Source organism: Achromobacter sp. CSND-B12, from assembly GCF_052906545.1.
Window position 1 is genome coordinate 97,571 of sequence record NZ_JBREGJ010000001.1, and the last position, 26,566, is coordinate 124,136.

Annotated in this window: 24 protein-coding genes; 15 read left to right on the plus strand and 9 right to left on the minus strand. The window is 70.4% G+C overall.

The window, feature by feature from the left end; genetic code table 11:
* The first annotated feature begins 11 nt into the window (after positions 1-11).
* The 4 genes from ACUTAG_RS00450 to ACUTAG_RS00465 all read left to right on the plus strand — a co-directional run bounded on the left by ACUTAG_RS00450 (position 12) and on the right by ACUTAG_RS00465 (position 3,195).
* Complete coding sequence (locus tag ACUTAG_RS00450) at positions 12-257, plus strand: ParD-like family protein (protein ID WP_006385163.1); 246 nt, start codon at positions 12-14, stop codon at positions 255-257.
* The gene (map, locus tag ACUTAG_RS00455; protein ID WP_053497256.1) at positions 258-1,049 is read left to right on the plus strand and encodes a type I methionyl aminopeptidase; all 792 of its coding nucleotides are present in this window, start codon (positions 258-260) and stop codon (positions 1,047-1,049) included.
* 100 nt (positions 1,050-1,149) lie between these two features.
* Positions 1,150-2,370, plus strand: a complete 1,221-nt coding sequence (locus tag ACUTAG_RS00460) for an MFS transporter (protein WP_054473543.1) — start codon at positions 1,150-1,152, stop codon at positions 2,368-2,370.
* Between the two features lie 183 nt (positions 2,371-2,553).
* On the plus strand, positions 2,554-3,195 hold the full coding sequence (locus tag ACUTAG_RS00465; RefSeq protein ID WP_070781451.1) for a glutathione S-transferase family protein: 642 nt from the start codon (positions 2,554-2,556) through the stop codon (positions 3,193-3,195).
* A gap of 50 nt (positions 3,196-3,245) precedes the next feature.
* Here the strand turns inward: ACUTAG_RS00465 and sodC are convergent, their stop codons facing one another.
* The 3 genes from sodC to ACUTAG_RS00480 all read right to left on the minus strand — a co-directional run bounded on the left by sodC (position 3,246) and on the right by ACUTAG_RS00480 (position 6,229).
* Positions 3,246-3,773 (minus strand): superoxide dismutase family protein, encoded by a 528-nt coding sequence (gene sodC / locus ACUTAG_RS00470; protein WP_049055431.1) that lies wholly within the window; start codon positions 3,771-3,773, stop codon positions 3,246-3,248.
* A 191-nt stretch (positions 3,774-3,964) separates the two neighbouring features.
* Entirely contained in the window at positions 3,965-5,209 is a 1,245-nt protein-coding gene (locus tag ACUTAG_RS00475; protein ID WP_109433421.1) for a DUF445 domain-containing protein, read from the minus strand.
* 150 nt (positions 5,210-5,359) lie between these two features.
* The gene (locus ACUTAG_RS00480; RefSeq protein ID WP_047991631.1) at positions 5,360-6,229 is read right to left on the minus strand and encodes a LysR substrate-binding domain-containing protein; all 870 of its coding nucleotides are present in this window, start codon (positions 6,227-6,229) and stop codon (positions 5,360-5,362) included.
* A gap of 221 nt (positions 6,230-6,450) precedes the next feature.
* Between ACUTAG_RS00480 and eno the strand changes: the two genes are divergently transcribed.
* Both eno and ACUTAG_RS00490 read left to right on the plus strand, forming a co-directional pair.
* Positions 6,451-7,731: a phosphopyruvate hydratase gene (eno, locus tag ACUTAG_RS00485; protein ID WP_020928054.1), complete on the plus strand. Its 1,281-nt coding sequence runs from the start codon at positions 6,451-6,453 to the stop codon at positions 7,729-7,731.
* Positions 7,732-7,816: 85 nt separating this feature from the next.
* Positions 7,817-8,263 (plus strand): DUF2000 family protein, encoded by a 447-nt coding sequence (locus ACUTAG_RS00490; protein WP_024069134.1) that lies wholly within the window; start codon positions 7,817-7,819, stop codon positions 8,261-8,263.
* Positions 8,264-8,291: 28 nt separating this feature from the next.
* On the opposite strand, the gene ACUTAG_RS00495 is transcribed toward ACUTAG_RS00490, so the two are convergent.
* The 4 genes from ACUTAG_RS00495 to ACUTAG_RS00510 form a co-directional block, all read right to left on the minus strand.
* Positions 8,292-9,044 (minus strand): hypothetical protein, encoded by a 753-nt coding sequence (locus tag ACUTAG_RS00495; RefSeq protein WP_446649930.1) that lies wholly within the window; start codon positions 9,042-9,044, stop codon positions 8,292-8,294.
* Positions 9,045-9,129: 85 nt separating this feature from the next.
* Positions 9,130-9,693 carry a hypothetical protein gene (locus tag ACUTAG_RS00500; protein ID WP_035181746.1) on the minus strand — a complete coding sequence of 188 codons (564 nt, stop codon included), beginning with the start codon at positions 9,691-9,693 and terminating at the stop codon, positions 9,130-9,132.
* A 26-nt stretch (positions 9,694-9,719) separates the two neighbouring features.
* Positions 9,720-11,018 (minus strand): hypothetical protein, encoded by a 1,299-nt coding sequence (locus ACUTAG_RS00505; protein ID WP_020928058.1) that lies wholly within the window; start codon positions 11,016-11,018, stop codon positions 9,720-9,722.
* A 280-nt stretch (positions 11,019-11,298) separates the two neighbouring features.
* Positions 11,299-12,225: a LysR family transcriptional regulator gene (locus ACUTAG_RS00510; RefSeq protein ID WP_020928059.1), complete on the minus strand. Its 927-nt coding sequence runs from the start codon at positions 12,223-12,225 to the stop codon at positions 11,299-11,301.
* 282 nt (positions 12,226-12,507) lie between these two features.
* Here ACUTAG_RS00510 and ACUTAG_RS00515 point away from each other — a divergent pair, with 282 nt between their 5' ends.
* From ACUTAG_RS00515 to ACUTAG_RS00540, 6 genes are all read left to right on the plus strand, one after another.
* Complete coding sequence (locus ACUTAG_RS00515; RefSeq protein ID WP_148318699.1) at positions 12,508-14,628, plus strand: 3-hydroxyacyl-CoA dehydrogenase NAD-binding domain-containing protein; 2,121 nt, start codon at positions 12,508-12,510, stop codon at positions 14,626-14,628.
* Between the two features lie 25 nt (positions 14,629-14,653).
* The gene (locus ACUTAG_RS00520) at positions 14,654-15,835 is read left to right on the plus strand and encodes an acetyl-CoA C-acyltransferase (protein WP_148318697.1); all 1,182 of its coding nucleotides are present in this window, start codon (positions 14,654-14,656) and stop codon (positions 15,833-15,835) included.
* Between the two features lie 11 nt (positions 15,836-15,846).
* Positions 15,847-17,043, plus strand: coding sequence for an acyl-CoA dehydrogenase family protein (locus ACUTAG_RS00525; protein ID WP_148318695.1), 1,197 nt, complete (start codon positions 15,847-15,849; stop codon positions 17,041-17,043).
* A 9-nt stretch (positions 17,044-17,052) separates the two neighbouring features.
* Positions 17,053-18,186: an acyl-CoA dehydrogenase family protein gene (locus ACUTAG_RS00530; RefSeq protein ID WP_054515047.1), complete on the plus strand. Its 1,134-nt coding sequence runs from the start codon at positions 17,053-17,055 to the stop codon at positions 18,184-18,186.
* 17 nt (positions 18,187-18,203) lie between these two features.
* Entirely contained in the window at positions 18,204-20,147 is a 1,944-nt protein-coding gene (locus ACUTAG_RS00535) for an acyl-CoA synthetase (RefSeq protein ID WP_148318693.1), read from the plus strand.
* A gap of 87 nt (positions 20,148-20,234) precedes the next feature.
* Positions 20,235-21,221, plus strand: a complete 987-nt coding sequence (locus tag ACUTAG_RS00540) for a tripartite tricarboxylate transporter substrate binding protein (RefSeq protein WP_006385083.1) — start codon at positions 20,235-20,237, stop codon at positions 21,219-21,221.
* A gap of 56 nt (positions 21,222-21,277) precedes the next feature.
* Here the strand turns inward: ACUTAG_RS00540 and ACUTAG_RS00545 are convergent, their stop codons facing one another.
* Positions 21,278-22,339, minus strand: coding sequence for a D-cysteine desulfhydrase family protein (locus ACUTAG_RS00545; RefSeq protein ID WP_148318691.1), 1,062 nt, complete (start codon positions 22,337-22,339; stop codon positions 21,278-21,280).
* A gap of 279 nt (positions 22,340-22,618) precedes the next feature.
* Between ACUTAG_RS00545 and ACUTAG_RS00550 the strand changes: the two genes are divergently transcribed.
* Positions 22,619-23,305, plus strand: a complete 687-nt coding sequence (locus ACUTAG_RS00550) for a GntR family transcriptional regulator (RefSeq protein WP_148318689.1) — start codon at positions 22,619-22,621, stop codon at positions 23,303-23,305.
* Positions 23,306-23,438: 133 nt separating this feature from the next.
* Positions 23,439-23,885 carry a universal stress protein gene (locus ACUTAG_RS00555; protein WP_020928068.1) on the plus strand — a complete coding sequence of 149 codons (447 nt, stop codon included), beginning with the start codon at positions 23,439-23,441 and terminating at the stop codon, positions 23,883-23,885.
* Positions 23,886-23,959: 74 nt separating this feature from the next.
* Here ACUTAG_RS00555 and ACUTAG_RS00560 read toward each other — a convergent pair whose 3' ends face one another.
* Positions 23,960-24,835, minus strand: a complete 876-nt coding sequence (locus tag ACUTAG_RS00560) for a LysR family transcriptional regulator (protein ID WP_006385087.1) — start codon at positions 24,833-24,835, stop codon at positions 23,960-23,962.
* A 152-nt stretch (positions 24,836-24,987) separates the two neighbouring features.
* On the opposite strand from ACUTAG_RS00560, the gene ACUTAG_RS00565 reads away from it, so the two are divergent.
* Entirely contained in the window at positions 24,988-26,526 is a 1,539-nt protein-coding gene (locus tag ACUTAG_RS00565; RefSeq protein ID WP_020928069.1) for an MFS transporter, read from the plus strand.
* The last annotated feature ends 40 nt before the right edge of the window (positions 26,527-26,566 follow it).

The following is a 26,566-nucleotide window of genomic DNA, read 5'->3' on the forward strand; positions in this document are numbered from 1 at the left end:
GAACGCTCCCTATGGGTATCGTCAAGATTTCCGAGCAGATGCACGAGAACCTGCGCGTGGCCAGCAGCGCGCTGAGCCGCTCGATCAACTCGCAGGCCGAACACTGGATGCGCATCGGCATGCTGTCCGAGCTCTACCCCGAGCTGCGCCACGCCGACATCTGCCAGCTGCTGATCCGCATCGAGCAGGCGGAAGGGTTCAGCATCGCCGCCCTGTCCCAGGGACAGGCGTCCACCGGCCAGCAGGAGGCCGCGTAAATGGCGCGCAAGGTCTCCATCAAGTCCGCCGCCGACATCGCCATGGCCCGCCAGGCCGGCGCCCTGGCAGCGGAGGTACTGCACATGATCGCCGAGCACGTGCGCCCCGGCGTCACCACCGACGAACTCGACCGCATCTGCCACGACTACATCGTCAATGTGCAGAAGGCGATTCCGGCCAACGTCGGCTACCACGGCTTTCCCAAGACCGTCTGCGCCTCGGTCAATCATGTCATCTGCCACGGCATCCCGTCGGCCAAGGTGCTCAAGAACGGCGACATCCTCAACATCGACGTGGCCGTCATCAAGGACGGCTGGTACGGCGACACCAGCCGCATGTACTACGTCGGCCAGCCCAGCCCGCTGGCGCGGCGCCTGGTAAACACCACCTACGAGGCGATGCGCGCCGGCATCATGGCGGTCAAACCCGGCGCCACGCTGGGCGACATCGGCCACGCCATCCAGACGGTGGCGCACCGCGAGCACTTCAGCGTCGTGCGCGAATACTGTGGCCACGGCATTGGCCAGATCTACCACGACGAACCGCAGGTGCTGCACTATGGCCGTCCCGGCGAAGGCCTGGTGCTGCAGCCGGGCATGATGTTCACCATCGAACCCATGATCAACGCCGGCAAGCCGCAGACCAAGCAGTTGCCCGATGGCTGGACCGTGGTCACCAAGGACCGTTCGCTGTCGGCGCAGTGGGAGCACATGGTGGTCGTCACCGACACCGGCTACGAGGTCCTGACGTCCTGGCCGGACGGCTTCGGCGACTATCCGCCGATCCCCTGACGCACCAGGCCGGCGACGGCAATTAACGGAGTGCGACACGCGCGGGGCCCGGTCATGATCGGGCCCTTGCCGTTCTTGCGGCCCCGCCGCCCGTCGCCCCATGTCCGCCCTGCCCCCGGCCTTCCGCCGGCTCGCCAGCTCCAACCTGGCCGCCCAATTCTCCGAACAGATCGCCCTGGCCGCCGCGCCGCTGGTGGCCGTGCTGGCGCTGGGCGCCACGGCCGCCCAGACCGGCTACCTGCAGACGGCGCAGACCCTGCCGTTCCTGCTGCTGTCGCTGCCCGCCGGCGTGCTGGCCGACCGCCTGCCGCGCCGCACCCTGATGACCAGCGCCGAATGCGTGCGCGCCGCCAGCCTGCTGGCCCTGCTGGCGTTGCTGGCGCTGGGCGGCCTGAACCTGGGCTGGCTGGCGGCGCTGGGCTTCCTGGGCGCGGTGGGCACCGTGGCCTACAACGTCGCCGCGCCGGCGCTGGTGCCGACGCTGGTGCCCGCCCCTGCCCTGGGCCAGGCCAACCGCTGGCTGGAACTGGCGCGCAGCGCGGCCTTTTCCGCCGGGCCGGCGCTGGGCGGCGCGCTGGTCGGCGGCATCGGCGCGGCCGCGGCCTACGGCCTGGCGACGCTGCTGTCGCTGCTGGCCGCGGGCCTGCTGGCCGGCCTGCCGCCGCAAGCGCCGCGCGCCGCCGCGCGGCGCCACCTGTGGCATGAATTGCGCGATGGCGCGGCCTTCGTGACGGGCCACCCGCTGCTGCGGCCGGTGCTGGTCACGGCGGTGTTCTTCAACCTCGCCTGGTTCGTGCTGCAGGCGGTCTATGTGGTGTACGCGGTGGAACGGCTGGGACTGGGCGCGGCCGGGGTCGGCGTCACGCTGGGGGTGTACGGCGCGGGGATGCTGGCCGGCGCGCTGGCGGCACCCTGGCTGGCCGGGCGGCTGTCGTTCGGCGCCCTGATCGCGGCCGGCCCGCTGTGCGCGCTGGCGGCCAGCCTGATCCTGCTGTCGACGCTGGCCCTGCCGTCTGGCCTGTGGGCCGCGGTGGGCTTCTTCCTGTTCGGCGCCGGGCCGATATTGTGGACCATCGCCACCACCACGCTGCGCCAGGCCATCACGCCCAATGCGCTGCTGGGGCGGGTGTCCGCCGTGATCCTCACCGCCACCTTCGGCGCGCGGCCGCTGGGCGCGCTGATCGGCGCGGCATTGGCTTCGCGCCTGGGGCTGGAGGCCTGCCTGTGGGTGTCGAGCGCCGGCTTCGCGGCGCAGTTCGCGGTGCTGGCGGCCTCGCCGGTGCCGCGGCTGCGAAGCCAGCCGGAGCCTGGGATGGGCTGACGCGGCGGATGGCCGCGGCGGGCCGCGGCTCGCGTGACGGTCCGGCCCAATCTGTTGCGCACGCGCAAGGACCGATCTGTATCTGTTGCCGGCCTGCGATGGCCGATAGACTGGGGGGCCGCCAAGCGCGGGCCTGAGGGCCCGCCCCGGCTTCCCCACGCCCACGTCCGCGTCGCCTCCGCCATGCTGAACATCCTCGGAAAAGCTACTTCCATCAACGTCCGCAAAGTGCTGTGGACCTGCGTCGAACTGGATCTGCCATTCGCGCGCGAGGACTGGGGCTCGGGCTTTCGCGCCACCAGCGAACCCGCCTTCCTGGCGTTGAATCCCAACGCCATGGTGCCTGTGCTGCAAGACGGCGATTTCGTGCTGTGGGAGTCCAACAGCATCATCCGCTACCTGGCCAACCAGTACGGTGGCGCGCGCAATCCGGACTTGTATCCGGCCGAAGCGCGCCGCCGCGCCGGAGTCGACCAATGGCTGGACTGGCAGGCGAGCGACCTGAACCGTTCGTGGAGCTATGCCTTCATGGCGCTGGCGCGGCAGTCGCCCGCGCACCAGGACGCGGCCGCCATCGCGGCATCCAGCCGCGAGTGGGGGCGTTTCATGGGAATACTGGAACGGCGCCTGCGCGAAACCGGCGCCTATGTGGCCGGCAAGGCGTTCACGCTGGCCGACGTCGCCGTCGGCCTGTCGGTGAACCGGTGGTTCCAGACGCCGCTGGACGATGCGCTGCGACCCGACCTGCCGGCGGTGGCCGCCTATTACGACCGGTTGGCCCAGCGGCCGGGCTACCGCGAGCACGGCCGCAACGGCACGGTGTAGCGCGGTCCGGCCTGCCCGGCCCGCCGCGCGCCTTGCCCGGGGCGTGCCGCTTACTTGATCACGCCGCAGATCATGCGGCCGCCTCCGCCGCCCAGCGGCTTGGGGGTATCGCTGTAGTTGTCGGCGCCCACGTGGATCATCAGGGCGCGCTGCTTGACGTCGGCCAGCTTCAGGCGCGGCGCCACCACGGCGGTCTTGGCGGAGCCGTCGGCCGCCACGGTGATGAACGGCAGGTCGCCCAGATGGCCATCGGTGGCCAGCGGGCCCTTGTGGGCCTTGGTGTTCTGCGGATCGAGGTGGCCGCCCGCGGCGCCGCCCGGCATCACCTTGCCGTCGACGGTGGTCGATTCGCACGAGCCTTTTTCATGCACGTGGAAGCCGTGCTCGCCGGGCGGCAGCCCTTTGAGGTCGGGCGTGAACTTCAGGCCTTCCTTGGTCTGCTCCAGCGCGACGGTACCGGCGCTCTTGCCCACGGAGCCGTCGTCGTTCAGGAATGACATCGTGACGCTCTCGGCCTGGGCAACAGCCGAGCCGCCGGCCAGCGCCAGCGTTGCAACGAGAATCGAGAATTTCTTCATGGACTTGCCTCCTGGGAGTGATGCGCGTGATACGGGCCGCCCGAAAGGGCGGCGGGCGTCCCCGGAACCCGAGGGCAGGCCGGAGACTGCCAAAGACAATAGCATCGCGCCACGGCGCTTCGCCAGCAATCTTGGTTCCTGATACATCGGATACGTCCGCAAATCCGCGATGTTTGACCGCCTCGGCATGACTAGCCCGTCGCCAGCAGCACCGCCGCGTGCAGCAGCACGCCGATCAGGCCGCCCACCAGCGTGCCGTTGAAGCGGATGTATTGCAGGTCGCGCCCCACGCTCAGCTCCAGTTCGTCGACCAGATGGCGCTCGTCCCACAGCTTGACGGTGCGCGAAATGTGCTCGGTGACACCGATGCGCAGCCGTCCGGTCAGGCGCCGCGCCGCGCCCAGCACATGGCTGTTGACGGCCTCGCGCAGGTCCGCGTCTTCGCCCAGCTTGCGCGCCAGCGCCAGCAAGGCGCTTTCCAGGTGCGCGGCCAGCGCCGAATGCTCGTCGCTCAGGTCGCGCCGCAGCGCGGCGTGGATGTCGTCCCACAGGCCCTGCACGTATTCCTGCACCTTGGGGTGGTCGATGGCGCGCTGCTTCATGGCTTCCACCTGGGCGGCCAGCGCCGGGTCGGTGCGCAGGCGCGCGATGTAGTCCAGCACCCAGGCCTCGTAGTCGCGCCGCACCGGATGGTCGGGCTCCGACAGCACGTCGCGCAGTTCCTGCACCAGCGCGCGCGCCAGCCGGTCGGCCAGGTTGTCGGCGATGCCCTCGACCGAGGCGATGACGTCCACCGCCTTGATGATGCGCGGCCATTCCTTGCGCGCGAACTTGACCAGCAGCGCCGAAGCGCGCTCTTTGACGTCCTCGTCGCCCAGGTAGCCGCCCAGCCGCTCCATGGCGGCGTCCAGCAATTCCTGGTGGCGGCCGTCGCGGGTCAGCAGGCCCAGCACCTCGCCAGCGGTGCCGGCCGCGTCCCAGCGCCGCAGGTTCTTCACCACGAATTCCTGGATCACCCCGCGCACGGCGTGGTCGTCCAACAGGTCGAGCGTCTGCAACGCCACCCGCCGCGCGCCGTCGCTGAGCGCATGCGCCTGCTTCGGCCGCGCCAGCCAGCGCGACAGGCGCGCGGCCGGGTCGAAGCCGCGCAGCTTGTCCATCAAGGTGTCCGGATCGAGGAAGTGGTCGCGCACGAACACCGCCAGGTTGTCGCCGATGCGATCCTTGTTGCTGGGGATGATGGCGGTATGCGGAATGGGCAGCCCCATCGGCCGGCGAAACAGCGCCACCACCGCGAACCAGTCCGCCAGCGCCCCAACCGTGGCGGCCTCGCAGAAAGCCCGTACCCAGGCCCAGGCGCCCTGCCCGCCCATCAGATGACTGGTGATGAAACCGCTGATCATGGCCACCAGCAGGGCCAGCGCGGCGATCTTCATGCGCCGCAGCTGCGCGCGGCGCGCCTGCGAGGCCAGCGCCGAGCGCGTGACGAACGCCTTGGCGGACGGACTGGCGGACTGCGGCGTATCGGTCATGGGGTCTCCGGCGGGAATGCGCGTCCAGCATACCAAGCCCGTTGCGTCGCTGCCTCAGTCGCCGGCCTCGGCCAGCGCGCCGCGCAGCCAGGCGATGAAGGCGTCGGCGTGGGCGGTGCGCGCGCGGCCGGCGGCCGGCACCGCGCGCAGGCCGCCTTCGAAAGGCACGAAGCCATGGGGCGCCACCAGCAGGCCGTCGTGCAGTTCACGCGCGATCAGGCGCCGCTCGACCAGCGCCACGCCCAGGCCCGACAAGGCCGCCTCGATGCACAGGTGGGTGTGCGGGAACGCCAGCGTGTCGCCCCGCGCCGCCGGTTGCCCGGTGATGGCCTCCCATTGGTTCCAGGCGCTGGCGGTGTATTCATGCGCGATGCGGGCGCGCGTGGCGGGCTTGCGGCGCGCATAGGCCGGCGTGCAGACCGCGCCGAAATGCACGGGGGCCAACGCCAGCGCCCGGGCCCGGTCGGCCTCGGCATAGCCGGACAGGTCCCAGGCCAGGATCAGGTCGGCGCCCTCGTTGCGCATCTCGCGCGCCGAGGTCATCGACAGGCGGATGCGGATCTCGGGATGCCTGCGGTAGAACACGGCCAGTTGCGGCACCAGCCAGCGCATGGCGAAGGTGGCGCTGCAGGCCACGTGCAGCCCCGGCGCCTGCGCTTCGCGCGCCAGCCGCTCGTAGGCGTTTTCCAGCTGGTCGAAGGCGGCGCGCACCGACGTGTAGAAGGTGGCGCCGGCGGGCGTCAGGCGCAGGCCGGTGCCGTCCTTCTCGAACAACGCCGCGCCGGCGTGTTCCTGCAACAGGCGCAAGTGGCGGCTGACGGCGCCGTGGCTACGGCAGAGTTCCTCGGCGGCGCGCGTGACCGAGCCGCTGCGGGCGACGGCTTCGAAGGCGCGGACGGCGGACAAGGGTGGCAATTGGCGCATCAGGTTCATTCGTCAGGAAAACTGACATATCCGCAGAAAAACTGCATTGTCGGATCGTGACTCCGTTTTTAGCATGGCGGCGTCGTCATCGAACATTCACCGTAGCTTTCCGGGCCTGGTCGTCCGCGATGAGACGGTGGACGGATTCGACCCAGCGCCTCTCCCGAGCCGGGCCCTTGCTTGAATTATCTGACCATTTTCCTGACATTCCGGAGCCTCCCATGCACATCACCCATCTCGCCGCCCACGAAGCGCTGGACAGCCGCGGCAATCCCACCGTCGAAGTCGAGGTCCGCCTGGACGATGGCGCCCGCGGCCTGGCGCTGGTGCCCTCGGGCGCCTCCACCGGCAAGCGCGAGGCGCTGGAACGGCGCGACGGCGACGGCGCCCGCTACCTCGGCAAGGGCGTGCTCGGCGCCGTCGGCGCGGTCAACGGCGAACTGCGCGCGGCGCTGCTGGGCCTGCCGGCCGACCAACAGGCCCGCATCGACCAGGCCATGATCGAGCTGGACGGCACGCCCGACAAAAGCCGGCTGGGCGCCAACGCGCTGCTCGGCGTATCGCTCGCGGTGGCGCACGCCGCGGCCGCCAGCCAGGGCCTGCCGCTATGGCGCCACGTGGGCGGGGTGCAGGCCCAGACACTGCCGGTGCCGATGATCAACATCATCAACGGTGGCGCGCATGCCGACAATCCGCTCGACTTCCAGGAGTTCATGATCCTGCCGGTGGGCGCGGACAGCTTCCGCGAAGCGCTGCGCATGGGCGCGGAGGTGTTCCACACCCTGCGCCACGCGCTCAAGGCCGCGGGCCACAGCGTCAACGTCGGCGACGAAGGCGGCTTCGCGCCGACGCTGCGCAACGCGCCCGAGGCGCTGGACTTCATCATGGCGGCGATCGAACGCGCCGGACTGCGTCCGGGCGTCGACGTCGCGCTGGCGCTGGATCCAGCCGCCAGCGAATTCCACGGCGCCGACGGCTACCGCTATCAGGGCGAGAACCTGCTGCGCACGGCCGAGCAGCAGGTGCAATACCTGGCCGGCCTGGCGCGCGACTACCCCATCGTGTCGATCGAGGACGGCATGGCCGAAGACGACGCGGTCGGCTGGAAGGTGCTGGGCGCGACGTTGGGCGGCGCCTGCCAGTTGGTGGGCGACGACGTGTTCTGCACCAATCCGCGGTTGTTCCAGGCCGGCATCGAACAGGGCATCGGCAACGCCATCCTGGTCAAGATCAACCAGATCGGCACGCTCAGCGAAACCTGGCGGGTGCTGGCGCTGGCGCGGCGCGCCGGCTACGGCGTGGTCATGTCGCACCGTTCCGGCGAAACCGAGGACACCAGCATCGCCGACCTGGCGGTGGCGGCCAATTGCGGCATGATCAAGACCGGCTCGCTGTCGCGCGCCGACCGCACCGCCAAGTACAACCGCCTGCTGCGCATCGAGCGCGAACTGGGCGCGGCGGCGGTGTACGCCGGCGCCAGCGCCCTGGCGCGGCAACGGTAGCGCGAGTCGTCGCCCGCGTTCACAGGCGTTCAAGACGGCGTCCGCGGCACGGTGGACGATAACGCCTTTTGTCCAGGAGTCCGCCATGCCCGAACCGTCCGCCCCTCTTGCCGCCGCCGTGCCGGAAAAAGTCGTGATCGTGCTGGCGGCGGGCCTGGGCGCCGGCCAGGCCGCCAACGCCGCGGCCTGCCTGGCGGCCGGACTGGTGGCGCGGCAGCCCAACTGGGCCGGCCAAGCCCTGCGCGATGCCGATGGCATGCTGTCGTCGGCGATCTCGCACCTGCCCATCATCGTGCTGACGGCCGACGAAGCGCGCATGGCGCAACTGCGCGAGCGGCTGTCCCTGCCCATGCCGGGCGACGCCGGCATGACGCTGTTTCCGGCCTATGCGCGCGAGATCCACGAGGCCGCCGAATACTGGGCCCGGCATCGCCAGACTTCGCATCGCGACCAGCCCCTGCTGGGCGTGGGCCTGGCCGGCCCGCGGCGCTGGGTCAATGCCCTGACGGGCAGCCTGCCGATGTTGCGTTGATCTTGTCGGGCGGCGCCCTGGCGCCCGCTCAGGCCTCGGCGCGCTCGCGGTACGCCGTGCCGCACAGGATGGCGAAGAACAGGACCAGAACCAGCGTGATCACCAGGCCGCCGCCCGCCGTCGCAATCGCCTGCGGCCAACGCAGCAGCACCGATTTGCGCAGCGCCACGCCCGTCACCTCGGTGATGCCGGTCAGCAACAGCAGGAGCCCCGCGAACGGCCAGACCCGGCCACGCAGCGCCTGGCGCGAGCGGGCCAGGCCATACCGATCGGTCAGCGCGGCCCGCGGCAGGCTCAGGGACCACGCCCCCAGCCAATACATCACCGGCAGCCACAGCGCCAGCCATGCCACCAGCGCGATGGCAAGGAACACGGTGCTGGAGACGCCCGGCAGCTTGAAGTAAAGGGCCAGCCCCAGCGTCAGGCTCACCGCTTTCAGGGCCGCGATGGCGCAGCAGGCCAGCACCAGCAGCGCCAGCACCCGCACATACGCGCCATCGATGCGCCCCAACGCGGCGGCCGGCTTGATGTCGGAGGCCCGGGCCAGCCGGCGCTGCCAGGCCAGCGCCAGGCGGGCCAGCGCCAGCAGGTTGATGGCGCCGGCCAGCATGAACCAGCCATCGAGACGGCCGTCGAGCTGGCCCAGCAGCAGCGCCCCCGGCAGCGACAGCGCGAACAGCACGAAAGCCAGCGGCGCGGCGGCGAGCAGGCCGGGAACCTGCCGGGTGAATTGCGTCGCGGCCAGGGCAAGCAGGCGTCGGGCGGTCAGCGGTTGCGGCACGGGCGATTCCCTTTCGATGGGTCGAGGGGTCCGCCGTGATGGCGGGACCCTCGACCTTATACCAGAGGCCCCGGCGTGGCGCCTGTCAATCGGCGAACAGGGCCGGCACCAGGGTCACCAGTGTGCCGATGTGTTGGTCCATTTTCTTCGCCTGGGGATTGCCGATATTGGCGGCGCCCGCGGTGCGCAGGCGCAGCGTCAGGGTGCGGCCGCCGCCGTCCACCGTGAACTGCACCCCGAACACCCAGTCGACGCCCTGCGAACTGGCGATCAAGGTCAGCCAGCCTTCGTTCGGTTCCAGGTAGCTGTGCGCATCGAACAGGCCGCGTTGCGCCAGCGCGGCTGGCGCGGCTTCGGCGAAGCGGCGCATGGCCGCCTGCAGTGTCGGCGTCTTCGCGCCCAGGTCGATCTGCGTCAATTGCAGCGGCGGCACCATCACGCGGTGCGAAAACAGCCTCGGCAGGGACGCGACGGGAAAGGACCACGGCACCGCCAGATCGGCGGGGGGCGGGGCCGGCATCGACATGACATCATTGCCGCCGGCGGGCGCCGCCGCCGGGTTGCGGGCCGGACCGGGAGAGGAGGCACAGCCCCCGAACAGCACCGCGGCCAGCGCCGGCAACAGCCAGCGAGGCAGCAAGCGCAGCATGCCGCCGCCCTCCGTGTGTCGCAATGCTAGGATCGCGCGGCGCATTTCTTGCCCCCCGGGGTGGCGTAGTGGGTCAGGAACGCGTCCAGGTCCGCCAGCGGCGGTTGCAGCCGGTAGCAGGCATTCAGGCCGCGCAGCAACAGAAACGCTTCCTCGCTGCCAAGCGCCTTGGGAAACTCCTCGTCATTCAGTTTCTCGGAAATCTCGGTCAGCGTCTGTTCATCCCGATAGCGCGCCAGCCGCTCGCCCAGCGTGTACGCCGTCAACGCCGCCTGCAGCCGCTCTTGCGCGTCGCTGACCTGCTCGATCGAAGCGCTGGTGCCGACCTTGCCCAGTAGCGAGGTCAGGGCCACCGACTTTTCCAGCACCGACTTGGGCACGATGCTTTCGAAGGTGCCGACCGACACCAGCGCCGTCGGCACGTTCAGCGGCGTCGCCCCATCGAACACCTGGTTGGTGCGCGTGTTGTAGACCAGCGATTTGTCCCAGAATGCGCGGGAGTCGCCCTCGGGCCGTCCCACCACCACGTAGGTGCCCTGCTTGAGCAGCCCCAGGTTGGATCCGGCCGCCTGGCTCACCGCCGACTGCGAATAGAGCTGCACGCTGTAGTCCAGCACCATGCGGTTGCGCTGGTTCGCCAGCACCAGTTCGGCGGCGGTGAAGGCCACGCCCACCAACGGCGATACCAGCGGATTGTTGGCCAGGCTGGCGGCGCCGTTGGCCACGCCCTGCGCGCGTTGCAGGGCACGCAGCGTCTCGGCGTTGCGCTCGGTGGTGACGTCCATCACGCGCAGGCGGAACGACGGCGCCACGCGCTCGTCCCAGCGCTGCACGTAGTAGACCAGCAGGTTCGAGAAGTTCAGGGACTGGTCCGGCTGCACGCCGCGCTGGTACCAGACCACGATGGACTGGTTGCTGCCGTCGTCGCGGGCCGCGACGTCCAGGATCACCACGTAGTCGGCCGGGCCGTCGATGCCGGCGGTTTTCCTGCCTGCGGCGTCCTTGAGCGCCGGGATCTCGACCGAGCGCATCATGATCGACAGCGGCGCGTTGGCCGGCACCGCCAGTTGGCGCTCGTCCTGCGTGGTGGCCGGCGCGCCGGTCTGCTCCAGCACGCGGGCGCGCTCGTTGCTGCCGGGCTTGAGATAGAAGATGCGGTTGTCCGCGTAGATCGGGGTATGCACGGTGTAGGCATCGCCGATGCGCGGCTCGCCGCCGGCGCATCCCGCCAACAGGCCCGCCAGTCCCAACATGCCCCACCGCAAGGCGGCGCGTTGCCGCCGCCGCAGGCCGGCCCCACGCCGGCGCATGAACACGAAAGCCATACTTGCTCCGCAAGAAAAGGCCCGCAATGGATCGGAACAACGCCTGCCCCGGCGTGGCGATCAGGCGGCGGTCAACGCCGCCCGTCCCTGGTCCGAGGCTTCCCGCCAGGACGGCGCGCGGGAATGGTCGGCATTTTTATCATTATGTTTCTTTTTGTCAAACTTTCGCGCGGAGGGTGATGCCCCCCATGGCGCCGGGCGGATGCGAGAAAACTCCAATCGGCGTCCGACATGGCGGCATCCTGGGACGGGGACGCCGATGATAGCCAGCGGGCCGGACCTATGCCGCGCCCAGCAGTCCGGGCCGCCCTTCATGCGCGGCCTGGGCACGCTGCTGGATGAACTCGATCATCATCGCGATGGCGCGCGGATGGTGGCGGTTGGGCATATACAGCATGTACATCGCACGGCCAAAGATGCTGAGTCGCCAATGCGGCAAGGCGGCGATCAAATCGCCGCGCGCGATGTCGTCGTGCACCACGTAGTCCGGCACCACGCCGATGCCCAGCCCGGCCAGCATGGCGTCGCGCAGGAAGGCGTAGTTGCGCGAGATGATGGTGGGTTCCAGCACCACGTGCTGGCGCGGCTGGCCGCCGTAGTACGCCGACAACCGCAGCGGCCGGCCGATGACGGCGGCGCTGATGACGGGCAGTCGCGCCAGCTCGGCCGGCTTGTCAGGCAGGCCGCGTTCGCGCACGAAGGCGGGCGAGGCGCAGGCCACGTAACGCACCTGGCCCAGTTCGCGCGCCACCAGATTGTGCGGCGGCTCGGACATGATGCGCACGGCGATGTCGACCTCGTCGCGCAGCAGGTCGTCGACGCTGTTCTCGAACAGCACGTCCAACACGATGTCGGGATAGGCGCGCTTGAATTCCAGCAGCCACGGCGTCATCACGAACTGGCCATAGCCGCTGGGCACGCTGAGCCGCACCTTGCCCTGCGGCGTCTTGCCCAGGGTCTCGACCGCTTCGCGCGCGGCCGCCAGCTCGTCCTGGATGCTGCGGCCATGCTGGTACAGCTTGAGTCCGATTTCGGTGGGCTCGACGTGGCGCGTGGTGCGCCGCAGCAGTTGCATGCCGACGGCGCGCTCCAGCTGGGTCAGGTGATAGCTGACGTTGGCCCGCGTCATCTTCAGGCGGCGCGCGGCTTCGCTCAGGTTGCCGGCGTCCAGGATCTCCACCAGCAGGGTCAGCGCTTTCGTGTCCATGTCGAGTCTCCAGGGGCGGCCGGCATTCCTTCATTGCAACGCGGCGCCCGCAGCCGATTGTCAATTTTTTTTATCGTCAATGTCAATTCTTGATGGCATTGTCAAGACTTCTTTGCTGGGAAAGAATAGACGGCTACAAGACGGGCCGTTCCTGGCCCGCCAGGCGCCGCGACTGCGCCGCGTCCGCCCCGGGACGCGCCGGCCTCGCCAGAGCCCCGCTCTGCGATGCCGCCGTGCCGGCCTGGCCGGCGCGGGCGGCGACCCTACCGGAGACACTGTCCCATGACAGCCAGCGCACCCGCCGGCGCCGTCCACGCGCGCCGCGACGGCGACGTACTCGTCGTCACCATCGATCATCCCCCCGTCAATGCCCTGAGCGCCGATGTGCGCGCCGGCCTGGCGCGCGCCATCGACCAGGCTCAGCGCGACCCGCAGGTGCGCGCCGTGCTGCTGACCGGCGCCGGCAACAACTTCATCGCCGGCGCCGACATCCGCGAATTCGGCAAGCCGCCGCGTCCGCCCGCCCTGCCCGACGTCTGCAACCAGATCGAAGCCTGCGCCAAGCCGGTGGTGGCCGCGCTGCATGGCGCCGCACTGGGCGGCGGCCTGGAAGTGGCGCTGGCGGCGCATTACCGCGTGGCGCTGCCCGGCGCCAAGCTGGGCCTGCCCGAAGTGACGCTGGGCCTGCTGCCCGGCGCCGGCGGCACGCAGCGCACGCCGCGCCTGATCGGCGCCGCCGCGGCACTGGACCTGATGCTGTCGGGCAAGCCGATGACGGCGCAGGCCGCCGTCGCGGCCGGGCTGGCCGATGAACTGGCGGCCGGCACGGATCCGCTGGCCGCCGGCCTGGACTACGCCCGCCGCCTGCTGGCGCAAAACGCCCCGCCGCGCCGCAGCCGCGACGGCCAGGCTTTGGCCGACAAGGCCGCGTCCCTGGCCGCGATCGACGCCGCCGGCCAGCGCATCGCCGCCAGCACACGCGGCCTGTTCTCGCCCGCGAAGATCCTGGACGCCGTGCGCGCCGCCGTCGAACAGCCTTTCGACGAGGGCCTGCGCGCCGAGCGCGCGCTGTTCCTGCAATGCCTGGACAGCCCGCAGCGCGCCGGCCTGATCCACGCCTTCTTCGCCGAACGCGAGACCGCCAAGATCCCTGAATTGAAGCAGGCCAAGCCGCGCCGGCTCGACAGCGTCGGCGTGATCGGCGGCGGCACCATGGGCGCGGGCATCGCCGTGGCGGTGCTGGACGCGGGCCTGCCGGTGGTCATGGTGGAACAGGACGAGGCCGCGCTGGCGCGTGGCCGCCAGCGGGTCGAACACGTCTACGACCTGCTGGTCGGCAAGGGCCGCATGACGGCCGACGAGCGCGCCGCCCGGCTGGCGCGCTTCACCGGCGCCACCGACTATGCCGCGCTGGGCGAGGCCGACCTGATCATCGAGGCCGTGTTCGAGGACATGGACGTCAAGCTGGCGGTGTTCGCGCAGCTTGACCGCGTCGCCAAGCCGGGCGCGGTGCTGGCCACCAACACCTCGTACCTGGACGTGGACCGCATCGCCCAGGCCACGCGCGGCCCCGCCGACGTGCTGGGGCTGCACTTCTTCTCGCCCGCCAACATCATGAAGCTGCTGGAGGTGGTGGTGGGCCGCCAGACCGCCGCCGACACCGTCGCCACCGGCTTCGAGCTGGCGCGCCGCCTGCGCAAGATCCCGGTGCGCGCCGGCGTCTGCGACGGCTTCATCGGCAACCGCATCCTGGCGGTGCACCGTCAGGCGGCCGACATGATGATGGAGGACGGCGCCTCGCCCTACGAGATCGACGCGGCGGTGCGCGACTTCGGCTATCCCATGGGTCCGTACCAGATGGTGGACCTGGCCGGCGGCGACATCGGCTGGGCCACGCGCAAGCGCCGCGCCGCCACCCGCGACCCGGCGCTGCGCTACGTGCAGATTCCCGACCGTCTGTGCGAGCGCGGCTGGTTCGGCCAGAAGACCGGCCGCGGCTTCTACCTGTATCCGGATGGCGCGCGCCACGGCACGCCCGACCCGGAAGTGCTGGCGATCATCGACGCCGAGCGCCAACGCGCGGGCGTGACGCCGCGCCCGTTCAGCGCCGAGGACATCCAGCGCCGCTACCTGGCGGCCATGATCAACGAGGCCGCCAACGTGCTGCACCAGGGCATCGCGCTGCGGCCCTCGGACATCGACATGGTTTTCCTGTCGGGCTATGGCTTTCCGCGTTATCGCGGCGGGCCGATGCATTACGCCGACCGCGTCGGGCTGGCCAACGTGCTGGCCGACATCCGCGCCTTTGCCAAGGAAGACCCCGCGTTCTGGAAGCCGTCGCCACTGCTGGTGGAACTGGCCGAATCCGGCCGCGATTTCGCCAGCCTGAACCAGGCCGCCTGACCCCATTCACCCAACGGAAACCGACATGCGAGAAGCCGTCATCGTCTCCACCGCCCGCACGCCCATCACCAAGGCGCAGCGCGGCGAATTCAACCTGATCGCCGGGCCGACCCTGGCCGCCCACGCGGTGCGCGCCGCGGTCGAGCGCAGCGGCATCGACCCCGCCCTGATCGAGGATGCCTTCATCGGCTGCGGCTACCCCGAAGGCGCCACCGGCCGCAACATCGGCCGCCAGGCGGTGATCCGCGCCGGCATGCCGGTCGGCATCGGCGGCGCCACCGTCAACCGCTATTGCGCCTCGGGCCTGCAGGCCATCGCCTCGGCCGCGGCGCGCATCGTCATGGACGGCGCGCCCGCCGTCATCGCCGGCGGCGTCGAGCTGGTGTCGCAGATCCGCACCCGCGACGACGGCGTCAGCGGCATGGACCCGTGGATCGTGGCGAACAAGCCCCAGCTGTACCTGCCCATGATCGAGACCGCCGACATCGTCGCCGCGCGCTACGGCATCAGCCGCGAGGCGCAGGACCGCTTTGCCGCGCAGAGCCAGGCGCGCACCGAGGCCGCCCAGGCCGCCGGCCGCTATCGCGAGGAGATCATCGCCGTCACCACCACCATGGCCGTCACCGACCGCGCCACCGGCGCGGTGTCGGAACGCGAGGTCACGGTCGACAAGGACACCTGCAACCGGCCCGGCACCACCTACGAGGCGCTGGCCAAGCTGGCGCCGGTGCGCGGCCCGGACCAGTTCGTGACCGCCGGCAACGCCTCGCAGCTGTCGGACGGCGCCGCCGCCTGCGTGCTGATGGAAGCGGGCGAGGCGCAACGCGCCGGCATCCGCCCGCTGGGCGCGTTCCGCGGCCTGGCGATCGCCGGCTGCGAGCCCGACGAAATGGGCATCGGCCCGGTCTACGCGGTGCCCAAGCTGCTGGCGCGCCACGGCCTGAAGGTCGAGGACATCGACCTGTGGGAACTGAACGAAGCCTTCGCCTCGCAGGCGCTGCACTGCCAGGAACGCCTGGGCATCCCGATGGAGCGCCTGAACGTGAATGGCGGCTCGATCGCGCTGGGCCACCCGTTCGGCGTCACCGGCGCCCGCCTGGCCGGCCACGTGCTGCTGGAAGGCCGCCGCCGCGGCGCGCGCTACGCCGTCGTCACCATGTGCGTGGGCGGCGGCATGGGCGCGGCCGGACTGTTCGAAATCTACTGAGGAATCGCCCGATGGATCTGGAATTCACCCCCGAAGAAAACGCCTTCCGCGACGAGGTCCGCGCCTTCCTGGCCGCCAACCTGCCGGCGCGGCTGTCAGCCAAGGTCGCGCAGGGCAAGCTGCTGGCGCGCGCCGACATGGTCGAGTGGCACGCCATCCTCAACCGCCAGGGCTGGCTCGCCAGCCACTGGCCGGTGGAGTACGGCGGCACCGGCTGGAGCACCACGCAGAAGTTCATCTTCGACAACGAGTGCGCGCTGGCCGGCGCGCCGCGCATCGTGCCGTTCGGCCTGAGCATGCTGGGTCCGGTGCTGATCAAGTACGGCAACGAGGCGCAGAAGCGCTACTGGCTGCCGCGCATCCTGGACGGCTCGGACTGGTGGTGCCAGGGCTATTCCGAGCCCGGCGCCGGCTCGGACCTGGCCTCGGTCAAGACCACCGCCGTGCGCGACGGCGACCACTACGTCGTCAACGGCCAGAAGACCTGGACCACGCTGGGCCAGTACGCCAACATGATCTTCTGCCTGGTGCGCACCTCGAACGAGGGCCGGCGCCAGGAAGGCATCAGCTTCCTGCTGATCGACATGGCCAGCCCGGGCGTGCAGGTGCGCCCCATCATCACGCTGGACGGCGAGCACGAAGTCAACGAAGTGTTCTTCTCGGACGTGCGGGTGCCGGTCGAGAACCTGGTGGGCGAGGAAAACCGCGGCTGGACCTGCGCAAAATACCTGCTGACCTATGAGCGCACCAACATCGCCGGCGTCGGCCAGTCGACCGCGGCGCTGCAGCGCCTGAAGACGGTGGCCGCCAGTCAGAAGAAGAACGGCCATCCGCTGGCCGAGGATCCCGACTTCGCCGCGCGCCTGGCGCGGGTCGAAATCGAGCTGGCCAACATGCGCACCACCAACCTGCGCGTGGTGGCGGCGGTGGCCGGCGGCGGCGCGCCCGGCGCCGAAAGCTCGATGCTGAAGATCCGCGGCACCCAGATCCGCCAGGAGATCACCGCGCTGAACCGCCGCGCCATGGGGCCCTACGCCCGCCCGTTCGTGGCCGAGGCCCTGCACGACGGCTACGACGCCGCGCCCATCGGCCCGGAGGGCGCCGACAGCGCCGCGGCGCAATACTTCAACAACCGCAAGCTGTCGATCTTCGGCGGCTCCAACGAAATCCAGAAGAACATCATCTCCAAGATGATCCTGGGACTGTAAAGGCCGGCCATGAACTTTGAACACACCGAAGACCGGCGCATGCTTTCCGACATGCTGCGCCGATTTGTCGCCGAACAATACGATTTCGCCACGCGCGAACGCCACGCCAGGATGGCGCAGGGCTACAACCCCGAATTCTGGCGTCGCTATGCCGAACTGGGCGCCATCGGCGCGCTGTTCGCCGAGGAACACGGCGGGCTGGGCGGCGCGGGCTTTGACATCAGCGTGGTGTTCGAGGCGCTGGGCCGCGGCCTGGTGCTGGAACCCTTCCTGGACGCGCTGATGGTCGGCAGCGCCATCGCCCGCGCCGGCAGCCCGGCGCAGCGCGAGGCGCTGGACGGCCTGATCGCGGGCGGCATCACCGCTGCGCTGGCCGCGGCCGAGCCCACCTCCGGCTACGCCCTTAACGACGTGCGCACCCGCGCCGAGCGCAGCGGCGACGGCTGGGCACTGAACGGCGCCAAGGCCGTGGTGACGGGCGGCGAGCATGCCGACCTGTTCCTGGTGTCGGCGCGCACCGGCGGCGCCGACGACGACGAGTCCGGCATCAGCCTGTTCCTGGTCAGCGCCGGCACGCCGGGCGTGACGGCGCGCGGCTACGACCTGATCGACGGCGGCCGCGCCGCGGAACTCACGTTCGAGAACGTGGCGCTGGGCGCCGACAGCCTGCTGGGCGAGGCCGGCGCCGGCCATGCGCTGCTGGAACACGCCACTGGCCGCGGCATCCTGGCGCTGTGCGCCGAGGCCGTGGGCGCGATGGACTGCGCCCGCGACGCCACGCTGGAATACCTGCGCACCCGGCGCCAGTTCGGCGTGCCGATCGGCAGCTTCCAGGCGCTGCAGCACCGCATGGCCGACGTGCTGCTGGAGATCGAGCAGGCGCGCTCGGCGGTCATCAACGCCGCCGCCGCGCTCGACCACCCCGACCGCGCCACGCGCGAACGGGCGCTGTCGGCCGCCAAGTACACCATCGGCCGCATCGGCACGCTGGTGGCCGAGGAAAGCATCCAGCTGCACGGCGGCATCGGCATGACCTGGGAGCTGCCCCTGGCGCACTACGCCAAGCGGCTGGTCATGATCGACCACCAGCTCGGCGACGAGGACCACCACCTGCGGCGCTACATCGCGCTGGGGCGGGCGTGAGCGGCGAGGACGGCATCATGACGCAGGCCCCCATAGCCTCCCCCACCGCCCCTCCCGTCGCCCCGCCTTTCGCCGCGCCGTTCCCGGTGCGTTCCATCGACGACGTGCGCCGCCTGGCGGCCCGGCCGCTGGCCGAGACGCTGACGGTGCAAAGCACCTACGAGATCTTCCGCAACTCGGCCGCCGCCTTTGGCGACCGCACCGCGCTGACCTTCCTGCGCAACGCCGATCCCGACGAGCCGGCCATCAGTTGGCGCTACGACGAGCTGCTGGCCGGCATTCACCAGACGGCCAACCTGCTGCACAGCCTGGGGCTCGGCCCGACGGACGCCGTCGGCGTGCTGCTGCCGGGCTGCCTCGAATACCACCTGGCGCTGTGGGGCGGCGAGGCCGCCGGCATCGTGCAGCCGCTCAACCCGCTGCTGACCGACGACAAGCTAGCCTCGCTGCTGACCACCGCCGGCGCCAAGGTGCTGATCGCCTACGGCTCGGACACGGAATGCGAGTCCTGGTCCAAGGCCCTGCGCCTGCGCGAGCGGGTGCCGACATTGCGCACGCTGCTGCGCGTCGCGCCGCACGACGAGCCGCCGTCGCAACGCCCGGCGCTGCCCGACTTCGCGCTCGACTTCAACAGCGCGCGCGCCGCCCAGCCTTCGGACCGGCTGGTCAGCGGCCGCGTGATCCGGGCCGACGACGTGGCCGCCTACTTCCATACCGGCGGCACCACCGGCGCGCCCAAGCTGGCCATCCACACCCACGCCAACCAGGTCTTCACGGCCTGGGCGGCGGTGCAGTTGCAGGGCGCGGGACCCGGCGACGTGGTCATCAACGGCTATCCGCTGTTCCACGTGGCGGGCGTGCTGCCGGCCTCGCTGGCGGCGCTGTCGGCCGGCGTGCAGACCGTGATCCCGACCACGCTGCTGCTGCGCAACCGCGACGTGCTGCGCAATTACTGGCGGCTGGTCGAGCGCCACCGGGCCACCTCGCTGCAGGGCGTGCCGACCATCCTGGCGGCGCTGGCTGAGATCCCGCTGGACGGCGCCGACATCTCGTCGCTGCGCTACTGCCGCACCGGCGCCGCGCCGTTGCCGGCGGAGCTGGCGGCGCGCTTCGAGCGCCTGTTCGGCCTGCACGTGAACGAAAGTCTGGGCATGACGGAGATGGCCGGCATCACCTCGATCACGCCGCCCGGCTCGCGCTTTCCGGTCAACTGCGTGGGCTTTCCGCTGCCCTATGTGCAGGTGCGCGTGGTCGGCCTGGACGCGCCCGCCGGGCAGCCGGCGCGCGACCTGCCGCCCGGGCAGGCTGGCATGCTGCTGTTCAAGTCGCCCAACGTGATCCCCGGCTTTCTCGACCCCGAGGACACGGCGCGTGCCTTCACCGAGGACGGCTGGCTCATCAGCGGGGATGTCGGTTTCCTGGACAGCGAGGGCCGCCTGCACCTGCAGGGCCGCGCCAAGGATCTGATCATCCGCGGCGGCCACAACATCGATCCCAAGACCATCGAGGATGCACTGGCCTCGCACCCGGCGGTGCGCATCTGCGCCGCGGTGGGCGCGCCCGATCCGTACGCGGGCGAACTGCCGATCGCCTTCGTGACCCTGGCCGACGATGCCGAGGTCTCCGAAGCCGAGCTGGTCGCCTACGCCGCCGCCCACGTCGACGAAGCGCCGGCGCGGCCCAAGCGCGTGATCGTGCTCGAGCAGATGCCCATGACCAATGTCGGCAAGATCTACAAGCCCGATCTGCGCCGCCTGGCCACGGCGGTGTCCGCGCGCGCCGTGGTGGAGCGCGTGCTCGTACAGGCCGGCCTGCCGCCTGACAGTTCCCTGCTGCGCGTGCTGTCCGACGCGCAGCCCGACGTCGCCGTCGAGGTCGACGCCACCGCCCCCGCGCCGCTGAAGGAGCAGCTGCGCGAGGCGTTGCAACGATTGCCGGTCAAGGTCGCGCTACGCGACTGACCGGCGCCATTGCAAAGCAACACAGCCGTAAAGCAGCCCCCGAAGCGACAAGACTACAAAACCATAATCACATTGGAGACAAGCCCCATGGCCCACCAACCCCTGCGCCGCGCCTGCCTGGGCGCCCTGCTGCTAGCGCTGGCCGGCGGCGCGCTGGCGCCCGCGGCGTCCGCGCAAAACGCCTTTCCCAACAAACCCATCACCCTGATCGTGCCGTTCCCGGCGGGGGGCTCGACCGATCGCCACATGCGCATCGTGGCGCAGGACGCATCCAAGTACCTGGGCCAGCCCGTCATCGTCGAGAACCGTCCGGGCGCCGGCGGCACCCTCGGCACCGCGACCATGTCGCGCACCGCCAAGCCCGACGGTTACACCGTCGCGCTGTACACGCTGGCCATGCTGCGCATGCCGTACATGCAGAAGACCTCGTGGGATCCGATCAACGATTTCACCTTCATCATCGGCCTGTCGGGCTACACCTTCGGCTTCACGGTACGCGCCGACTCGCCCTACAAGACCTTCAACGAGTACATCGAAGCGGCGCGCAAGAACCCAGGCAGCGTCGACTACGGCTCGACCGGCGTGGGCTCGTCGCCGCACCTGCTGATCGAGGAAATCGCCATCAACGCCAAGGTCAAGCTGAACCACGTGCCCTACAAGGGCAACGCCGACATGCAGCAGGCGCTGCTCGGCGGCCACGTCATGGCGCAGAGCGACGCCACGGGCTGGGACCAGTTCGTGGACTCGGGCAAGATGCGGCTGCTGGTGACGTTCGGCGAAAAGCGCACCACCCGCTGGCCCGACGTGCCGACCGCGCAGGAGCTGGGCTACAAGGTCGTATCGACCTCGCCCTATGGCCTGGCCGGCCCCAAGGGCATGGACCCGGCGGTGGTCAAGACGCTGCACGACGCCTTCAAGAAAGCCTTGTTCGACCCGGCCAGCATGGAGGTCATGAAGCAGCTGAACCAGGAACCCGCCTACCGCGACAGCGCCGACTACAAGGCCTGGGCCCAGGCCACCTACGTCAAGGAAAAGGGGCTGATCGAATACCTGGGGCTGATGGCCAAGGATTGACGCCCCCTGCTTCGCCCCGGGGCGGGCCAGACGCCTTACGGCGACCGGCCCGCTTTTCATTGGAACGCCGGCTTGTAGGCGTACAGCCCCGGCGCGCCGCCCGTCATCACGAACAGCACGTCGCTGCCGGGTGCATGGCGGCCGGCGCGCACGTCGGCCAAGAGGCCGGCGAAGGCCTTGCCCGAATACACCGGGTCGAGCAGCAACCCTTCGCTGCGCGCCAGCAGGCCGACGGCCTCGAGCATGGCGGGCGTGGGCACGCCGTAGGCCGGACCACGCTGGCTGCCGTCCACCAGGATGTCGTTGGGCGCCGGCGCGGCCACCTCGCCCGTGGCCGCGCCGTGTTCGCCATCCACCCGGCCCAGCAGCGCCAGGGTGGCGGCCGTCAGGTCGCGCGTCTTCGCGTGCGCAACCTCGGTGTCGGCCAGGGTGGTGAACGACTGCACGCGGGTTGCCGGCAGGCCCGCCGCGACCATGCCGGCGACCAGCCCGGCGTGGGTGCCGGCGCTGCCATTGGCCACCACCACCCGCGCGAACGTCACGCCCAGGGCGCGCTCCTGCTCCAGGATCTCCTGCGCGCAGGCCGCATAGCCCAGCGCGCCGACCGGCGTGGAGCCGCCCAGCGGCGCCAGGTAGACGCGGCGCCCCGCCAGCTCCAGCGCGCGCACCCGTTCCAGGGCTGCCGCCATGGCGTCGGCGCCGACCGGCAAGGCGTGCACGGTGGCGCCGAGCAGCCGGTTGAGCAGCATGTTGCCGTTTTCTTCGTAATCGGCGTCGGCGCGCGGCACCACCCGCCCCAGCATCAGCTCGCAGGCCATGCCGGCGCGGACCGCGGCCGCGGCGGTCAGGCGCGCATGGTTCGATTGCAGACCGCCCACGGTCACCACCGTGTCGGCCCCCTGCCCGCGCGCCTCGCCCAGCAGGAACTCCAGCTTGCGCAGCTTGTTGCCGCCCCCGCCCAGCGCCATGTGGTCATCACGCTTGGCGTACAGGCGCACGCCGTTGGCCGCCGCGCCCAGCGCCGCCTCCAGCCGGGCCAGGCGCTGGATCGGCGTCGGGCCATCGAGCAGGGTGTAACGGGGAAAGCGTTGCAGAGCGGACGACAAATCTATGGACATGGGCGGATTCCTGGATACGTTGACAGCCGGCCGGCAACCGGATGCCGCGCCGGTCCGGGCGCGAAACGGGGATGGCCAGCAGGATACGCCAGGACCGCCGCGGGATTCATCACTCTTGGCGGGGCGATTGTGCGGAATCCGGCATGAATCGCCTCAGACCGGCGCGCCCGCGAGGGGCGCAGAAGGCCGGTTCGCCAACAATTTTCGTATGCAATAAATGTTGCCAGCCCGGGATTTTGATAGACTGGCTGCCCATACAGTCTTTCCGCCCCGCGCTTCATGACCCAGGAAGTTCCCGCCGATCCCAGCGCCGACGATATCGCCAAGGCCATCGCCGCCGCCATCGTGGCGCACCGGCTGCCGCCTGGCACCCGCCTGCGCGAGGAAGCCCTGGCGCGCGTCTACAAGGTCAGCCGCACCAAGATCCGCGCCGCCCTGCTGATGCTGTCCAAGGACAAGCTGATCAACATCGTGCCCGACAAGGGCGCCTTCGTCAGCAAGCCCGACGCCAACGAGGCGCGCGAGGTCTACGCGGTGCGCCGCATCCTCGAAGCCGCGCTGGCGCGCGAGTTCGTCACCCGCGCCACGGCGGCCGACTACCGCCGCATCGACGCCCACCTGGCCGAGGAACGCGCGGCCGTCGAAAGCGGCGACGTGCAGGCCCGCAACCGCCTGCTGGGCGACTTCCACATCCTGCTGGCCGAGGCCGTCGGCAACTCGGTGCTGACCGGCATGCTGCGCGAGCTGTCGGCGCGCAGCGCCGTGATCACCGTGCTGTACCAGAGCTCGCACGACGCCAGTTGCTCATCGCGCGAGCACCACGCCTTCATCGAAGCGGCCCGCGCCGGCGACGTCGACCGCGCCTGCGCGCTGATGGACGAGCACCTGGAACACGTGCAGACCGCGCTCGACTTCAGCGAGGGCGACCGCGCCGGCGGCGACCTGGTCGCGGCGCTGTTGAGCTGACGCGGGGCCGCGCGTGGCGGTTTGACCGCGCGCAACCCTTGATTACGCGCAAACGGCGTCCGTCTCCCGCCCGATACAGTGTTACGTGACCGCCGCAAGTCGCGACGGCCGCTGCACAAACACGGGAGACACCATGTACAAGCACATCCTCATTCCCACGGACGGCTCGCAATTGTCCTCGGAAGCCCTGGTCGAAAGCCTTGATCTGGCCAAGTCGCTGGGCGCCAAGGCCACCATCCTCACGGTCGAGGAACCCTTCCACGTCTTCGCCATGGGCGCGGCGCAAGTGGCCCACAGCCTGAGCGAGTACCAGGACCAGATCCGCGCCCAGGCCGAACGCCTCTTGAGCGCGGCCGCCACCCAGGCGCGCGAGGCCGGCGTGCCTTGCGAAACGCTGCGCGCCACGCACGAAGATCCGTACCAGGCCATCATCGACGCGGCCCGCGAGCGCCACTGCGACCTGATCGCCATGGCCTCGCACGGCCGCCGCGGCATGGCCGCCGTGGTGCTGGGCAGCCAGACGCAGAAGGTGCTGGCGCATTCCACCACGCCCGTGCTGGTGTACCGCAAGAAGGCCTGACGCGCACGGGCCCGAACCGCCGCGGTCGCCTTCCGGAGGCGGCCGGCGCCGGCCGCCCGGCCACCCCGACCTGCTCAGGCCGCCGGATGCAGCAGTTGCTCCATGCGATCCTGGATCCAGCGCTCGGTGGCCGTCGGCGTCCGGCCCTGCAGCCAGAGCGTGCGCACCGACAGCGGCGGCAGCGACAGGCCGACGCACGGCACATTGGCCAGGTCCTCGCGGTAGCCCTCGTACTCGGCGATGTTCAGCGGCAGAATGGCCCAGCCCAAGCCATCCACGGCCATGGCGGCGATACTGTAGAAACTGTCTGAACGCCAGGCCGACGGACTCATCACCACATCCTCCACCCCTTCCATCCGCATCACCAGTTGACGATGGCGCGCCAGGTCGTTGCGCGTGACTTCGGGCAACGCGGCCAGCGGATGGTCGCGCGCCACGAAGATGCCCTGCCCCACGTCGCCCAGGTAGCGATGGGCGAAGGCCGCGCCCGGATCGCCGCGATCGTAATGGAATGCCACGCTGGCGCGCCCCTGCGAGACATAGTCCGCCACTTCGGTGGCCGTGCCGTTCAGCTGGGTCAGCTCCAGCGCGGGAAAGCGCGCCGAAACCTCCTTCACCAGCGCGCCCAGCACCCGATCGGGCAAGGCCTCGTCCAGCGCCAGGCTGAGGTGCGCGTCCTGCCCGGCCGCGAATGACAGCGCCCGCTGCTCCAGTCCCGCCGCCTGGCGCAACAGTTCGCGCGCCTCCTGCAACAGCACTTCACCGGCCCGCGTCAGCGTGGCATTGCGGCGCGAGCGGTCGAACAATTCCACCCCCAGGTCCGCTTCAAGCAATCCCAGCGAGGTGCTGACGGCCGATTGCGCCCGGCCCACCTGGCGCGCCGCCGCCGAAAACGAGCCGGCGTCCGCCGCCGCCACGAAATGCCGCAGTTGTTCCAGGGTCCAGTGCATGGTTGCCTCCAGTCGTGGCCAAGCAAGCCTTCAAAAGGCCGTCGCCGCGCGAGGCGGCGGAGCCGTCAGTGATACATCTATTTTATAGATGGATTCCAACTTCTTATCCATGCTTCCTAGATTGAAAATGTCCGCGTTACAGGAGTAAATGCATGACGCAGCGCAATCCCTCCCCCGCTGTCGCCGCGCCCGCGCCGGGTCGCTGGCTGGTGCTGGCCATCGTTTCCAGCGCCCTGTTGCTGATCGTGGTCGACATGACCGTGCTGTACACCGCCCTGCCCCGGCTCACGCACGACCTGGGCGTGACGGCCTCGTCCAAGCTCTGGATCGTCAACATCTATGCGCTGGTGGTGTCCGGCCTGCTGCTGGGCATGGGCACGCTGGGCGACCGACTGGGCCACAAGCGCCTGTTCATGATGGGCCTGGCGGTGTTCGGCGCGGCCTCGCTGGCGGCGGCCTATTCGCCCAACCCCGCGGCGCTGATCGCGGCGCGCGCGGTGCTGGCCGTGGGCGCGGCCATGATGATGCCGGCGACCCTGTCGATCCTGCGCCTGACCTTCGCCGACGAGCGCGAGCGCGCCATCGCCATCGGCGTCTGGGCCTCGGTGGCCTCGGGCGGCGCGGCGCTCGGACCGGTCATCGGCGGGTTCCTGCTGGAGCATTTCTGGTGGGGGTCGGTGTTCCTGATCAACCTGCCCATCGTGCTGCTGGCCCTGCCGCTGGCGCGCCGCTACATCCCCGCCGGCCAGCCGGATCGCCAGCGCCCCTGGGACCTGGTCGGCTCGCTGCAGGTGATGGTCGGCCTGATCCTGACCGCCTATGCGCTCAAGGAGCTGGGCCGCGCCCAGCCCTCCTGGCTGGACGCCGCGCTGGCCTGCGCCGGTGGCGCGGCGATGCTGGTCGTCTTCGCCCGGCGCCAGCGCGGGCGGGCCCATCCGCTGATCGACTTCGCCATCTTCCGCAACCGCAGCTTCAGTTCGGCGGTGGCCTCGGCGCTGTTCGCGGCGGCGGCGCTGCTGGGCATGGAGCTGGTGTTCAGCCAGCGCCTGCAACTGGTGCTGGGCATGTCGCCGATCCAGGCCGCGCTCTACATTCTGCCGTTGCCGCTGGCCGCATTCATCGCCGGGCCGCTGGCGGGCTGGCTGCTGCCGAAGGTGGGCAGCGCGCGCCTGCTGTTCGTGGCGCTGCTGACGTCCGGCCTGGGCATGGGCGGCTACCTGTTCACCTACGACGGCGCGCTGGCGGCGCAGATGGCCAGCCTGTGTGTGCTGGGCGTGGGCATCGGCGCCACCATGACGGCCGCATCCAGCACCATCATGCAGAGCGCCACGCCGGAACGCGCCGGCATGGCCGCCTCGATCGAGGAAGTGTCGTACGAACTGGGCGGCGCGCTGGGCGTGACGCTGATGGGCTCGATCCTGTCGGGGGTGTACGCGCACACGCTGGAGGTGCCGGCGGGCCTGCCCGCGGCCGGCGCCGGCGCGGCCCGCGACAGCCTGGATGAAGCGCTGATGGTGGCCGAGGGCCTGTCCAGCGACCTAGGCGCCTCGCTCTCGCAGCTGGCCCGCGATGCGTTCGACGCGGGCTACGCGGCGGTCATCGCCACCGCCACCTTGCTGTTGCTTGGCACCGCGTTGCTGGTGCTGGTGAACCGCCGGCGCGGCAACACCCGCGAGGCCGCGGCACGTTGATCGGACGACGGCCCTGACGCTGCGAAAAACCTGATCCCTG

Coding starts and splice junctions, on each gene's coding strand:
- ACUTAG_RS00525 (WP_148318695.1), top strand. CDS start 15,847: ATGGATCTGGAATTCACCCCCGAAGAAAACGCCTTCCGCGACGAGGTC.
- ACUTAG_RS00515 (WP_148318699.1), top strand. CDS start 12,508: ATGACAGCCAGCGCACCCGCCGGCGCCGTCCACGCGCGCCGCGACGGC.
- ACUTAG_RS00480 (WP_047991631.1), bottom strand. CDS start 6,229: ATGCGCCAATTGCCACCCTTGTCCGCCGTCCGCGCCTTCGAAGCCGTC.
- ACUTAG_RS00560 (WP_006385087.1), bottom strand. CDS start 24,835: ATGCACTGGACCCTGGAACAACTGCGGCATTTCGTGGCGGCGGCGGAC.
- ACUTAG_RS00565 (WP_020928069.1), top strand. CDS start 24,988: ATGACGCAGCGCAATCCCTCCCCCGCTGTCGCCGCGCCCGCGCCGGGT.
- ACUTAG_RS00450 (WP_006385163.1), top strand. CDS start 12: ATGGGTATCGTCAAGATTTCCGAGCAGATGCACGAGAACCTGCGCGTG.
- map (WP_053497256.1), top strand. CDS start 258: ATGGCGCGCAAGGTCTCCATCAAGTCCGCCGCCGACATCGCCATGGCC.
- sodC (WP_049055431.1), bottom strand. CDS start 3,773: ATGAAGAAATTCTCGATTCTCGTTGCAACGCTGGCGCTGGCCGGCGGC.
- ACUTAG_RS00475 (WP_109433421.1), bottom strand. CDS start 5,209: ATGAAGATCGCCGCGCTGGCCCTGCTGGTGGCCATGATCAGCGGTTTC.
- ACUTAG_RS00550 (WP_148318689.1), top strand. CDS start 22,619: ATGACCCAGGAAGTTCCCGCCGATCCCAGCGCCGACGATATCGCCAAG.
- ACUTAG_RS00535 (WP_148318693.1), top strand. CDS start 18,204: ATGACGCAGGCCCCCATAGCCTCCCCCACCGCCCCTCCCGTCGCCCCG.
- ACUTAG_RS00545 (WP_148318691.1), bottom strand. CDS start 22,339: ATGTCCATAGATTTGTCGTCCGCTCTGCAACGCTTTCCCCGTTACACC.
- eno (WP_020928054.1), top strand. CDS start 6,451: ATGCACATCACCCATCTCGCCGCCCACGAAGCGCTGGACAGCCGCGGC.
- ACUTAG_RS00510 (WP_020928059.1), bottom strand. CDS start 12,225: ATGGACACGAAAGCGCTGACCCTGCTGGTGGAGATCCTGGACGCCGGC.
- ACUTAG_RS00505 (WP_020928058.1), bottom strand. CDS start 11,018: ATGGCTTTCGTGTTCATGCGCCGGCGTGGGGCCGGCCTGCGGCGGCGG.
- ACUTAG_RS00490 (WP_024069134.1), top strand. CDS start 7,817: ATGCCCGAACCGTCCGCCCCTCTTGCCGCCGCCGTGCCGGAAAAAGTC.
- ACUTAG_RS00460 (WP_054473543.1), top strand. CDS start 1,150: ATGTCCGCCCTGCCCCCGGCCTTCCGCCGGCTCGCCAGCTCCAACCTG.
- ACUTAG_RS00540 (WP_006385083.1), top strand. CDS start 20,235: ATGGCCCACCAACCCCTGCGCCGCGCCTGCCTGGGCGCCCTGCTGCTA.
- ACUTAG_RS00500 (WP_035181746.1), bottom strand. CDS start 9,693: ATGCTGCGCTTGCTGCCTCGCTGGCTGTTGCCGGCGCTGGCCGCGGTG.
- ACUTAG_RS00555 (WP_020928068.1), top strand. CDS start 23,439: ATGTACAAGCACATCCTCATTCCCACGGACGGCTCGCAATTGTCCTCG.
- ACUTAG_RS00465 (WP_070781451.1), top strand. CDS start 2,554: ATGCTGAACATCCTCGGAAAAGCTACTTCCATCAACGTCCGCAAAGTG.
- ACUTAG_RS00520 (WP_148318697.1), top strand. CDS start 14,654: ATGCGAGAAGCCGTCATCGTCTCCACCGCCCGCACGCCCATCACCAAG.
- ACUTAG_RS00530 (WP_054515047.1), top strand. CDS start 17,053: ATGAACTTTGAACACACCGAAGACCGGCGCATGCTTTCCGACATGCTG.